The 10,413-nt window shown below is 72.1% G+C and carries 14 protein-coding genes and 8 pseudogenes; 12 read left to right on the top strand and 10 right to left on the bottom strand.

Annotated features, from left to right (window positions below):
* From ABD655_RS16845 to ABD655_RS16835, 3 genes and pseudogenes are all read right to left on the bottom strand, one after another.
* Positions 1-295 (bottom strand): annotated as a pseudogene (locus ABD655_RS16845) (hypothetical protein); the annotation flags it as partial.
* 354 nt (positions 296-649) lie between these two features.
* Positions 650-955 carry a beta-ketoacyl synthase N-terminal-like domain-containing protein gene (locus ABD655_RS17055; protein WP_425561684.1) on the bottom strand — a complete coding sequence of 102 codons (306 nt, stop codon included), beginning with the start codon at positions 953-955 and terminating at the stop codon, positions 650-652.
* Entirely contained in the window at positions 838-1,119 is a 282-nt protein-coding gene (locus ABD655_RS16835) for a polyketide synthase docking domain-containing protein (RefSeq protein ID WP_344716009.1), read from the bottom strand. The genes ABD655_RS17055 and ABD655_RS16835 overlap by 118 nt, the downstream gene beginning before the upstream one ends.
* Positions 1,120-1,752: 633 nt before the next feature.
* On the opposite strand from ABD655_RS16835, the pseudogene ABD655_RS17050 reads away from it, so the two are divergent.
* The 3 genes and pseudogenes from ABD655_RS17050 to ABD655_RS16830 all read left to right on the top strand — a co-directional run.
* Positions 1,753-2,010 (top strand): annotated as a pseudogene (locus ABD655_RS17050) (AfsR/SARP family transcriptional regulator); the annotation flags it as partial.
* A gap of 79 nt (positions 2,011-2,089) precedes the next feature.
* Complete coding sequence (locus ABD655_RS17045) at positions 2,090-2,359, top strand: BTAD domain-containing putative transcriptional regulator (RefSeq protein WP_425561683.1); 270 nt, start codon at positions 2,090-2,092, stop codon at positions 2,357-2,359.
* Positions 2,355-2,696 (top strand): annotated as a pseudogene (locus tag ABD655_RS16830) (BTAD domain-containing putative transcriptional regulator); the annotation flags it as partial. The gene ABD655_RS17045 and the pseudogene ABD655_RS16830, both read left to right, overlap by 5 nt.
* Before the next feature lie 59 nt (positions 2,697-2,755).
* On the opposite strand, the gene ABD655_RS16825 reads toward ABD655_RS16830, so the two are convergent.
* The 7 genes and pseudogenes from ABD655_RS16825 to ABD655_RS16810 form a co-directional block, all read right to left on the bottom strand.
* Positions 2,756-3,076 carry a TetR-like C-terminal domain-containing protein gene (locus ABD655_RS16825; RefSeq protein WP_344716008.1) on the bottom strand — a complete coding sequence of 107 codons (321 nt, stop codon included), beginning with the start codon at positions 3,074-3,076 and terminating at the stop codon, positions 2,756-2,758.
* A 137-nt stretch (positions 3,077-3,213) separates the two neighbouring features.
* Positions 3,214-3,351: pseudogene (locus ABD655_RS17040) on the bottom strand (TetR family transcriptional regulator); the annotation flags it as partial.
* 156 nt (positions 3,352-3,507) lie between these two features.
* The gene (locus tag ABD655_RS16820; protein ID WP_344716006.1) at positions 3,508-3,771 is read right to left on the bottom strand and encodes a hypothetical protein; all 264 of its coding nucleotides are present in this window, start codon (positions 3,769-3,771) and stop codon (positions 3,508-3,510) included.
* A 28-nt stretch (positions 3,772-3,799) separates the two neighbouring features.
* Positions 3,800-4,387, bottom strand: a complete 588-nt coding sequence (locus ABD655_RS16815; RefSeq protein WP_344716003.1) for an SDR family oxidoreductase — start codon at positions 4,385-4,387, stop codon at positions 3,800-3,802.
* A 651-nt stretch (positions 4,388-5,038) separates the two neighbouring features.
* A pseudogene (locus tag ABD655_RS17035) lies at positions 5,039-5,215 on the bottom strand (FAD-dependent monooxygenase); the annotation flags it as partial.
* 297 nt (positions 5,216-5,512) lie between these two features.
* A complete protein-coding gene (locus ABD655_RS17030) occupies positions 5,513-5,638 on the bottom strand; it encodes an FAD-dependent monooxygenase (RefSeq protein WP_425561682.1) in 126 nt (41 codons plus the stop codon).
* Positions 5,639-5,667: 29 nt separating this feature from the next.
* Positions 5,668-6,138 carry an FAD-dependent monooxygenase gene (locus ABD655_RS16810; RefSeq protein ID WP_344716000.1) on the bottom strand — a complete coding sequence of 157 codons (471 nt, stop codon included), beginning with the start codon at positions 6,136-6,138 and terminating at the stop codon, positions 5,668-5,670.
* A 273-nt stretch (positions 6,139-6,411) separates the two neighbouring features.
* On the opposite strand from ABD655_RS16810, the pseudogene ABD655_RS16805 reads away from it, so the two are divergent.
* The 9 genes and pseudogenes from ABD655_RS16805 to ABD655_RS16775 form a co-directional block, all read left to right on the top strand.
* Positions 6,412-6,666: pseudogene (locus tag ABD655_RS16805) on the top strand (antibiotic biosynthesis monooxygenase family protein); the annotation flags it as partial.
* Positions 6,667-7,155: 489 nt separating this feature from the next.
* Positions 7,156-7,332, top strand: coding sequence for a nuclear transport factor 2-like protein (locus ABD655_RS16800; RefSeq protein WP_344715999.1), 177 nt, complete (start codon positions 7,156-7,158; stop codon positions 7,330-7,332).
* Positions 7,332-7,703, top strand: a complete 372-nt coding sequence (locus tag ABD655_RS16795; RefSeq protein WP_344715996.1) for a hypothetical protein — start codon at positions 7,332-7,334, stop codon at positions 7,701-7,703. The genes ABD655_RS16800 and ABD655_RS16795 overlap by 1 nt, the downstream gene beginning before the upstream one ends.
* 294 nt (positions 7,704-7,997) lie before the next feature.
* A pseudogene (locus tag ABD655_RS17025) lies at positions 7,998-8,345 on the top strand (hypothetical protein); the annotation flags it as partial.
* Positions 8,346-8,530: 185 nt separating this feature from the next.
* On the top strand, positions 8,531-8,716 hold the full coding sequence (locus ABD655_RS16790; protein WP_344715994.1) for an LLM class flavin-dependent oxidoreductase: 186 nt from the start codon (positions 8,531-8,533) through the stop codon (positions 8,714-8,716).
* A gap of 120 nt (positions 8,717-8,836) precedes the next feature.
* Positions 8,837-9,112, top strand: a pseudogene (locus tag ABD655_RS17020) (LLM class flavin-dependent oxidoreductase); the annotation flags it as partial.
* A 13-nt stretch (positions 9,113-9,125) separates the two neighbouring features.
* Positions 9,126-9,314, top strand: a complete 189-nt coding sequence (locus ABD655_RS16785) for a hypothetical protein (protein ID WP_344715992.1) — start codon at positions 9,126-9,128, stop codon at positions 9,312-9,314.
* A complete protein-coding gene (locus tag ABD655_RS16780; protein ID WP_344715989.1) occupies positions 9,314-9,640 on the top strand; it encodes a hypothetical protein in 327 nt (108 codons plus the stop codon). Before ABD655_RS16785 ends, ABD655_RS16780 begins: the two co-directional genes overlap by 1 nt.
* A gap of 443 nt (positions 9,641-10,083) precedes the next feature.
* A partial coding sequence (locus ABD655_RS16775) for a nuclear transport factor 2-like protein (RefSeq protein WP_344715987.1) occupies positions 10,084-10,413 on the top strand: 330 nt, incomplete at its 3' end.

Genomic DNA, 10,413 nt, shown 5'->3' with positions numbered 1-10,413 from the left:
TATGCGGACGCCCGTCACGGCGCTGCTGCCCGTAGGTGGCCAGCAGCGCCTGCGCCTCGATCGGGTCACCCAGCCGCGTGCCCGTCCCGTGCGCCTCCACCGCGTCCACATCCGCGTACGACAGCCCCGCGTCGGCCAGCGCCTCCCGGATCACCCGCTCCTGCGACGGACCGTTCGGCGCCGTCAGACCGTTCGAGGCACCGTCCTGGTTACCGCCGAACCCGCACCACCGCCAGCACCCCGTGCCCCAGACGCCGCGCGTCCGACAACCGCTCCAGCAGCACCAGACCCGCACCCTCCCCCCACACCGTGCCGTCGGCCCCGGCAGCGAACGACTTGCACCGCCCCGACGGCGACAGCGCCCCGCTGCCGCGAGAACTCCACGAACGAGGTCGGCGTGGCCATCACCGTCACCCCCCCGGCCAGCGCCAGATCGCCACTCACCCCGGCGCAGCCGCCGTCGCCGCCAGGTGGATCCCCACCAGCGACGACGAACAACGCCGTGTCCACCGCCCACCGCGGGACCCTCGAACCCGAACGTGTACGAGACCCGGCCCACGGCGATGCTGCTGGAGGCACCCCCCGCGACCGTAGCCCTGGACGTCGACGGGGACGTCGTCCAGGATGCTCGCGGCGAACCCCCGGTACATCAGCCCGGCGAAGACTCCGGTGCGGCTGCGCCGCGCAACGCGGCCGCACCAGCCCCGCGCTCTCCATCGCCTCCCACGCCGTCTCCCAGCAGCAGCCGCTGCTGCGGGTCCGCCGCCAGCGCCTCCCGCGGCGACATCCCGAAGAACTCGGGTTCGAAATCGGCGGCGTCCTCCAGGAATCCCGCCCTCACGCACGTAGGACTTGCCCGCCCGGTCCGGGTCCGGGTCGTAGACGTCCTCGTCCCATCCCCGGTCGTCCGGGAAGGGGGAGACCGCGTCCACCCCCGGTCCAGCAGCTCCCACACATTCCTGCGGGCCGTTCACCCCGCCCGGGGAACCGGCACGCCATCCCCACGACCGCGATCGGCTCGCACGCCCGGTCCTCCACCTCACGCAACCGCCGCCGGGCGTCCCGCGCATCCGCGACCGCGCGCTTGAGGTACTCCCGCAGTTCCTTCTCATCAGCCATCTAATCCAACCGCTCCAAAGTCGTACGTACGGGTGGGGTGGTCGAAGATCGGCATGCCGGCCGCCGGAGCCCCGCACGCGGCGTTCGGCTGGTCGCGCGGACAGGCCGCGGTTCCTCCTGTCGTGGTGCGCCCCCCGGCACTTTTCCGCCCCCGCGACGCACTGCCCGCGTTTCCCCCATTGCCCATGTCCCCCACAGGACGAATGCCATGGAATTCAGCGGACCCATATGCGCGTGAAGCCTAGACCGGGGCCAGTCACAGCCCGGTAATCGCTGTCTTTCGACGGGCCGGAGAGCGGGCGTTACCGTGGGGTTCCCGCCTTCGCACCACGGGATCGCAGGCCGGGGGCGCCACTTGAGGGCCGATCCGGGACAGGTGAGCCGCCGATTGACGGCAGATGTGCACCCCCTGATTAATATGCATTTTCATTCGGCGAATTAACGCCGCACAACACAGGGGGTATTTCGGATCATGGATCTGCGACATACGGAGAATTCCGCGCCGAGTGCGGATGCGAGCGGTGGCCGACGCGGGGTGCGGGCTTTCCCGCGCGCGGCTGGGGGCAGCGCCGCGCTCGTGGCCCGAAGGAGTCGGAAGTGCTGTGAGCCGCCCCGTCCGGCGCGGCCAACCCCCTGTGTCACTCTCCGCGAAGGTGTGCGAGACCGACGTGGAATTCTCCGTATGGGACCCCTGCGCATGATCGAGCGCGGCGAGTCCTACACGCCGACGGCTCCGAAGCAGCGGCAACTGCTCACCCCAGCCTGCTGCTCCTCAACGCGAACCAGGTCGTGTCCACCGACACGTGTATCGAAGAGCTGTGGGAGAACTCCCCTCCCAACAGCGCACTGTCCACCCTCCAGTCGTACATCCTCCAGCTGCGGCGCAGCCTGCGGCGGGTGCCGCGGATCGGCAGCCTCCAGGCCCGCCCGCGACATCCTGCAGACCCGCGACGGCGGCTACCTGCTGACCGTGCACAGCGACGAACTCGACACCAACCGGTTCTGGTCCCTGGTGCGCGAGGGCCGCTCGGCGCTCCACCACGACGACGTGCGGGCTTCGGCCTGTCTCTCCGAGGCCCTGCGCCTGTGGCAGGGGCCGGCCCCCTCTCCGACGTACAGCGGGGTCCCGTCCTGCGGGCCCATCTCGTGGTGTCTGGAGGAGGAACGCACCAGCGTGCGGAGCAGCGCATCGGCGCGGACCTCCGGCTCGGCCGGCACCAGGAGCTGCTGGGCGAGCTGACCGGCTCACGGCGAAGTACCCGATGCACGAGGGTCTGCACGCCCAGTTCATGCTCGCGCTGCACCGCACCGGCCGCCGCACCCAGGCGCTGGAGGTGCTGCGGCGGCTGAGCACGTGTGCTGCGCGAGGAGAGCTCGGCCTCGACCCCTCGCCGCGGGTGCGCCGGCTGCACCAGGCGATCCTGGCGGGCGACCCCGCCATCGACCTGCTGGCGCACACCGACTCCGTGCTGGCCGCCGAACCCGGCGTGCCGAACGGGCGTCCCGCACCGCAGGGCGGCGACCTGGTGACCGCGGGAGCACCCGCCAGGCGGTACGAGCAGCTGGCGCGGCGCTGATCACGGCCCGCTCCCCCGACGGGGGCCGGGGCGGCACACCCCTGTCGGGGGGCGGCGCCTCAGCTCTCGCCGCCGCCGTCCGCCGCCCGGGGACCGGGACGGCGCGCGTTGGCCGCGAGGAAGGCGTCGACGACGGCGTGCACGTTCCTCCTCGCCGAAGGTGCGCTCGCCAGCAGCCGGCGGAACATCAGCGGGCCCGCGAGCTGGTCGATGGCCAGCTCGGTGTCCAGGTCGCCGGGCAGTTCGCCGCTCTCCTTCGCGCGCTCCACGATCGCGCGGAACCCTCCGGAGCCCGCCTGGTACAGCGACTCCTTGAGCCTGGCGAAGGTGGGGGTCCACGCCGGCGCGCTCGACGACCACCCGCATGCCCGTTCCCCCACCGGGTCGTGCAGCAGGGACCGCGTCCGTGGAGCTGACCGACCAGGTCCTCACGGAGGACACCGGTCCGCGCGGGGCGGGCGCTCGCGATGCGCTGGGCGATGGCCTCGTAGATGAGGGAGGGGGAGTCCGGCCAGTGGCGGTACAGGGTGGTGCGGCCCACCCCGCTGCGGGCCGCGACGGCGACATGGGTGACCGCGGACCACCCCTGCTCCACGAGCAGTTCCTGGGCCGCCGCGAGGGCTGCGGCCCTGCTCCGGGCCGCCCGCGGGTCGATGCCGCGCCCCCGCGTCCGCGAAGTGCCTCCTGCGGGTCGGCCGGCACGGCAATGGGAGCTCCTCGTCGTTCGCTGATCCGTGGTCCGGTACAGAGTGTGCCACTTCCGTCCCGGCCCGGGCGGCGGGCGGCCGCCCGGGCCGGGACGGGGCGGCGGTCAGGGACGGTACAGGTGCAGGTGGTCGTGGGCCCAGGCGGCGAAGGACCGGGGCCCCGGCCGAGGACGCGGCGCACGTCGGTGCGACAGCCGGCCGTGCAGCTCGCTGCCGTGCTCGATCGCCTCCTGCAGCGTCCTGATCACCCCGTTCACGGTCTCCTCGGAGAAGTGGCGCAGCATCATCTCCCGCTGCACGGAGAGCGGCACCGTCTCGAAGCGCAGGTCACGGCCCAGCAGCGACCCGAGGCACGGCGAGCTGCTCACGGGCCGTGAGCGCCTGCGGTCCCGTCAGTCAGTCGTACACCTGGCCCCGGTGCCCTTCCCCGGTGAGCGCCCGCACCGCCACCTCGGCGATGTCACGCGGGTCCACGATCGCCTCCGGTACGTCCCGCGAGCGGCCCGCGGGCCACTCCCTCGGGCCTTGATCGACTCGGCCCAGCCCGAGGTTCATGCTCATGAAGCCGTTCGGCCTCAGGATCGTCCAGGCGATCCCGGAGTCCCGCAGTGCCTCCTCGGCGACACGGTGCCAGTGGCCCAGCGGGGTTGCTCTCCGCGTCCTCGGCCATCTCCACCCCGAGGGTGGACAGCTGCACGATGTGCTCGACGCCCGCCTCGCGCGCGGCGGCCACCAGATGCGCGTCGTGTCGTCGCCTTGTTCGCGCCGAGCGACCATCAGGAAGACCTTCTGCACCCCGTCCAGCGCGGGCGCCAGCGTCTCCGGGCGCCCCAGGTCGGCCGCGACCACCTCCAGGTCCGCTCCCCCGTCGAACGCCGCCCGGCCCGGGTCGCGGGTGAGCGCCCGCACCTTGTGCCCGTCGGCGCGCAGCAGCGCCAGCACCTTGCCGCCCACGTTTCCCGTGGCTCCGGTCACCAGAATCATCGTCGTCTCCTCCATCGTCCGAACAGGTGTGGGGTGGCTCGTCGGTACCGAGGGGCCGGCCCGTGAGGGTGGGCGGCCCGGCCCGGGGGGTGGGTGCTAGAGGACCGGGCCGGGGCGGTCCAGGACGGTGCGCAGGGCGCTCTCCAGCGCCTTCCGCGCGGCGTCGGCGTCCGGCGGCCGCGGCCCCTGGGCGCCGCGAGGCCAGGCGACGAAGCGGGTCGGGCCGCACCAGCACCGCACCCCGCCCCGGTCACGCCGTAGCTCTTCTCCCCTCGGCACCGGCGAGCCCGGTGCACCGGCAGGGTGATGCCGAGCCGGCCCGGCCGCCCGGCGGCCGCGGCCGTCCACGCGTCACCGGCGCCCTCCCCGTTGAGCAGCACGAAGGACCTGCCGAACAGGGCGGTGGTGGACGCCGCCGGTGAGCCCTCGGGCAGCACCACGTAGGGCGCCCCGCGATCCGGGCCGGCGGTCCGGGGCGGCGGGGTCCTCCAGCAGCTCCCCGGCGTCGTCGGGCTCGCGGACCACGGCGCCGTTCGCGCAGCGGTAAGCCGAAGGCCTGGACCACGGGCGGGAGCGGATCGGCGAGCGCACCGTCGTCGTCGTCGAGCCCGCGAGCCGTTCCACGGTGTTTGCGCAGCTGCTGCTCCCCGATCATCTCCGAGACCGGACGGCGTTCCGCGTCGTGGCTGTCGAGCAGTCCCGGGACCGGCCTCCCCCTTGACGACCATCGCCAGCTTCCCGCGCCAGGTAGAAGCCGTCGGTGATCGCGGTGTTGCCGCCGAGGCCGCCCGGTGCGGGCACCAGCCTGGCCGCGTCGCCCACAAGGTGGACGCGGCCCTCGGCTGAAACCGGTCGGCGATCTCACTGACGATGTCGGTGCGCCCCGTCTCGACGACCTTCATCGCCAGGTCGGGCAGGCCCAGCCCCGTACGGACCAGTTCCACGCACCGCTCCTCGGTGAAGGCGGCGAAGTCCGGCGGATTGCGGGACATGCCGAGCACGTAGCCGTAAACGGCCCGGCACGTCCGTGGTGTAGAAGAACCGCCGGGCACCGGCTGCTGGAGCCAGAAGAGCGCGAACTTACGGCCTTCCGCGACGGGCCGGGCAGCTGCCGCAGCGGTCCGCTCAGGTCGGCGTCGAAGAAGACCCGGAAGATCTCACCGAGGTTCCGCGGCCGTGCATGGCGATGCCCAGCTTCCGGCGCACGGCGCTGTGCGCGCCGTCGGCCCCCACCACGTGGTCGGCGGTCACCGTCCGCTCCGTGCCCGTGCGCACGTCCCTCAGTACCGCGGTGACCGCGTCCGCGGAGACTGGGTGAGGGAGACCAGCTCGGTGTCGAAGCGGAGCTCGGCGCCGAGTTCCGCGGCCCCGGTCGTGCCAGGATCACCTCGGTCCGCTCCTGACCCGCCATCGCCCATTTCTCGGGCGAGACGTGCCGCACATCGCCATCTCGCCCCTCGGTCATGATCCGCTTGAGGACGGGGCCGGCGAGGCTGTCGGCCACGACCATGTAGAACTCGCCGGTGCCGGCGTCGGGGCCCCGCGGCGGCGATCCGGTCGGCGATGCCGCCGATCCGCAGCGCCTCCATGGTGTGGGGGTACTTGTCCGGCGCGGCCTTCATGATGACCGACGTGCCCGGGTGTTTCTCCACCACCAGCGGCCGGACGCCGTGGAGGCCCAGGAACAGCGCGGTGGTGAGGCCCGCGAGGCCGCCGCCCACGATGAGAACGGGTACGTGCTCGTCCGACACGGCCACTCCTTGGTCGCTTGGGTCGTCGGGATCGTCCCGGGCCGCCGTCGGAGTACCGGGCGGGCCGGGGCGCCCAGTCTGCGACCGGCCGTTGGAGGTCCGGTGGGGTTCCGGTGGGGCGCCCGCCCTCCTCCACCGCCGCCCCAACCGGCCGCCAGCGGAGGCGTCGAAGGGGGCAGGGGCGGTCCGCGCGAGCGCCGCCGTCACCCTTCGAGACACAGGAGTCGTCCGTGGTCGTCTTCGTCAACAAGCTGACACTCACCGGAGCGGCCGAGGGACCTGGAACGCGTCTACGCCCATGTCGCCGAGTTCATGCGCACCCGTCCCGGCCTCATCCGCTACCAGCTCGTCCGTTCGCAGAACGACCCCTCCGTGTACTTCAACGTCGCGGAGTGGGAGGACCAGGCGTCCTTCGAACAGGCCCTGAAGGAGCCGGAGTTCCGCAACCGCCTGAAGGCGCTGGGCGCGGTCATCAAGGGAGAGCCGCACCTGTCGGACCTGGTCGAGTCCGGCGTCGGGGAGGCCTGATCCGGTGTCCGGACCCTTCAAGACCGACAACCCGGTCGACGGTGAGACGTACGCCCTGATCACGCAGTTCTACGCCGTCAGATGCAGCTCCTCGACGAGCGGGCGGGCCGAGAGAATGGGCGGACGGCTTCACCGAGGACGGTGTCCTTTTCGCGCAGAACGTCAAGCCGGAGCCCTGGACGGGCCGCGCCGTCATCGCCGAGCGGATGCGCGCGGGCATGGACCCGGCTGGCCCGGACGCGACGTGCAGCGGCGGCACTGTTCGGCATGGTCGCCGCGGAGCGGCAGGACACCGACACCGTCCTGACCCGCTACTACGCCATGGTCTTCGCGAGACGCCCCGGGCGGCCGGGCCACCACCTATCTCAGCACCGTCGGCGAGGACGTCCTGGTCCTCCAGGACGGCCAGTGGCGGGTCAAGCACCGCCTCATCACCCACGACGGCACCTGATCCGGCCGGCATCGAACGAGGAAAAGAAGGTTGTGAGCATGACCGAGCTGACACGCGAACGGGTGGCCGCGGCGTACGCGTCACTGGTGACCGGGGACCGCGAGCAGATCCTCCAGTACTGGTCGCCGGACGTCCGCTTCCAGATGCCGGGCAACCACCAGTTCTCCGGCTGGTTCGTCGGCCTGGACGACTACCTGGCGAAGATGGCAAGCTGATGGCCGCCACGGGCGGCCGCATCTCCTCCCGAGACCCTCAACGTCCTCATCGACCAGGAGGCCGGCGTCCCTCGATCGACGTCTACCGCCTCGACGGGTACCGCGAGCACGCCAAGGAGGGCAACCACCTCCCGTACGAACGGCTGCAGGTCGAGGGCGTGCACATGCTGCGCTGGGACGGACGGCCGGATCGCGTCGAGGGCCGCAGCGCCCTGTTCGCCGACGGTGTCACCCAGGGCAACCTGTGGTGGTCACCGGTCGGCGCCGACCGGCGAGCGGCTACGAGTACTGACACGACGCGCGCGAGGCCGTGGCGCGGGAACACGCCCCCGGCACGGCCCGCACATCCCAGCGAGGAAGTGCAGCCATGACTCAGCCAGCACAGGGCCTGCTCCAGGGCCGGACAGTGGTGATCACCGGGGGCGGTAAGGGAATCGGCCGGGCGGCCGCGCGCAACGCCTTCTCCGCCGCCGAAGGTGCCCGTGTCCTCGTGGTCGGCCGCAGGGACCGCGGTACTCGCCCAGACCGCCCAGGGCCACACCGGCATCCACCCCTTCGGCGGCCGACCTCTCGGATCCGCGCACACGCGACGCCGCGCCCGTGGTGGCGGCGGCCGACGCGAGAACTCGGCGGCATCGACGTCCTGGTCAACAACGGCCGTCACGATGGAGTCCGCGCCCCTGGGCCGCATCGACCCCCGAGAACACCCGCGGCCAGGTCGCCACGAACCTGCTCGCCCCGCTGTTCCTCACCCAGGAGGCGCTGCCCTCTCCTGGAGGCCTCCAAAGGGTCTCGTGTCTCAACGTCACCACGGCCGGCAACCAGCGTGGCTGGCCCGCCCTCCGTCTACGGAGCCACCAGGCCGCCCTCGACTTCCTCACCCGCACCTGGGCACTGAGCTCGCCCCCAAAGGCATCAGGGTCGCGGGCATCGCCCCCGGGCCGGTCGACACCCGCCGATTCGCGGAGCACGCCGGGCTCGACCCCGAGGGCATCGCGCGACTGCCCGCACGGCAGCGCAACCGGGTGCCGCTGGGGCGTGTGGGCCGGCCGGAGGAGGTGGCCTGGTGGATGGTCGCGCCCTGGCCCGCCCCGAGGCGTCGTTCGCCACCGGCCTCGTCCTGCCCGTGGACGGCGGCGCGAGCGTCGTCTTCTGACCGCCCCGACCGCCCCTCGACTGCCAGCACAAGGGAGCCAGCATGCAATTCGGCATCAACTTCTTTCCCACCGTCGGGCCGGACGACAAGGACGCGGCGGACTACTTCGAGGAGAGTCTGAGCCTGGTCGAACTCGCCGAGCAGCTCGGGTTCGACCACGTCAAAACCGTCGAGCACTACTTCCTTCAAGTACGGCGGCTACAGCCCGGACCCGGTCACGTTTCCTGACCGCCGCCGCGGCCCGCACGAGCCGCATCAAGCTGGTGACCGGCGCGGTCATCCCCGCGTTCCCACGCATCCGCTGAAACTGGCCGGCAAGAAGCTGGCCATGCTCGACAACATCTCCCCGCCGGCCGGCTCCAGGTCGGCTTCGGACGCGCCTTCCTGCCCGACGAGTTCGACGCCTTCGGCATCGACATGGACGAGAGCAGGGCACGGTTCGACGAGGGCCTGAAGGCCTGCCAGAGGCTGTGGAGCGAGGAGGACGTCGTCTGGGACGCTGCACCTTCCACTCCTTCGGCCCGGTCACCCTGCCTGCCCGCGGCCCTACCAGCGCCCGCCACCCCGCCGATCCTGGTGGCCACGGCGAAGACCCCGTCCTCCTGCGAGGCAGGCCGGCCGTGACGGCCACGGCCTGATGATGGTCCCCTCGATCTCCAAGCGCGAGGTCGTGCAGGACATGCTCGGCCTCTACCGCAAGGCGTGGGCCGACGCGGGCCACCCCGGCCAGGGCGAGGTCCACATGAGCTACAACTGCTACCTCAGCGAGGACCCCGCCGAGGCCAGGCCAAGGGCAAGGAGTACTCCCGGCGCAGCAACGCGGTGATGCGGGACGCGGTGGCCGCGTGGGGGGAGCGGCGCAGCGAGGGGTACGCGGGCTACGAGAAGGTCGTGGAGAACATCGCCCGGGCGGACTTCGACCGGGCGCTGGCCGAGAACAAGGTGCTGGTCGGCACCCCGGAGGAGGTCGTCGAACGGCTCCGGACGATCCGTGAGTGGTTCGGGGACATCACCATCAGCCTGCAGGTGATCTCCGGCAACCCCACCCACGAGGAGTCCGCGCGCAGCATGCGGCTCTTCGCCGAGCAGGTCATCCCGCACATTCCGCGACACCTCGCCCACCGCCGGCTGAGACGGCCCGCTTCCCGCTGACGCGGCGGACCTCGCCGGCGACGGCGCGGGCCGGGAGGGCGGTGCAGGCCGGGAGCGGCGCCTTCCCACCCCGGGAGGCGCCGCCCGCCGTCGGGACCGTCCCGCCCTCCACCCACCGTTTCCCACTGCGCCGTCTCAACCCGTCCACTGCTCGGCAACTACCCGTTCCACAAAGGGCGTCAAGCGCCCACGACGCCGTCGCGGCGCGGGGCCGAACCCGTGTAGCGTCCGCAGGGCCGGGCCTCATCGGCCCGACGTGCGACTCCCTTTCCGCGACGGCATCCCGCGACGCCCACCCGAACCCCGGTCCGATCACCTCGGACCGTGCCGATCGCGTCCGGCCCGCGGCCCGCTCCGGTGCGCACGGCGCACCGGAACCACCGGCCCCGTCCCACCGCCGAAGCGGGCCACCGTCATCAACCACCCCACCACCGGGAGCAGTCATGACCTCCACCGACGCGAAGAGCGTTGTCCTCGCCTACCTCAAGGCCATCGACGAGCGGAACCCGGAAGCCATCCAGGCGAACCCTCTGGGAGGACGTCGAGTTCCGCATCCCCGGCGACCACGCACTCGCCGGCAACTGGGTCGGCATGGACGAATCCTCAACAAGTTCATGCTGCCGCTGATGGACCTGTTCTCCCCCGACGTCCCCTACACCATCGAGACCTCGCAGATCGTGGCCGAGGGAGACACGGTCGTCCTCGACTGCGTGGCCCGCTCCGCCTCCCGCTCCGGCAAGCCCTATGAGGCGAACATCGTCTCGGTCTTCTCC

This window comes from Microbacterium terregens (genome assembly GCF_039534975.1).
In the GTDB taxonomy this organism is placed as follows: domain Bacteria; phylum Actinomycetota; class Actinomycetes; order Actinomycetales; family Microbacteriaceae; genus Microbacterium; species Microbacterium terregens.
Note: the sequence above shows the minus strand (reverse complement) of the source record. Positions and strands in the feature narration are given on the sequence as shown.

Bases quoted from the DNA above. Each gene is read 5' to 3' on its own strand.
- ABD655_RS16835 (WP_344716009.1), bottom strand. From the start codon at position 1,119: ATGGCTGATGAGAAGGAACTGCGGGAGTACCTCAAGCGCGCGGTCGCG.
- ABD655_RS16815 (WP_344716003.1), bottom strand. From the start codon at position 4,387: ATGATTCTGGTGACCGGAGCCACGGGAAACGTGGGCGGCAAGGTGCTG.
- ABD655_RS16800 (WP_344715999.1), top strand. From the start codon at position 7,156: ATGACCGAGCTGACACGCGAACGGGTGGCCGCGGCGTACGCGTCACTG.
- ABD655_RS16795 (WP_344715996.1), top strand. From the start codon at position 7,332: ATGGCCGCCACGGGCGGCCGCATCTCCTCCCGAGACCCTCAACGTCCT.
- ABD655_RS16790 (WP_344715994.1), top strand. From the start codon at position 8,531: ATGCAATTCGGCATCAACTTCTTTCCCACCGTCGGGCCGGACGACAAG.
- ABD655_RS16785 (WP_344715992.1), top strand. From the start codon at position 9,126: ATGATGGTCCCCTCGATCTCCAAGCGCGAGGTCGTGCAGGACATGCTC.
- ABD655_RS16780 (WP_344715989.1), top strand. From the start codon at position 9,314: ATGCGGGACGCGGTGGCCGCGTGGGGGGAGCGGCGCAGCGAGGGGTAC.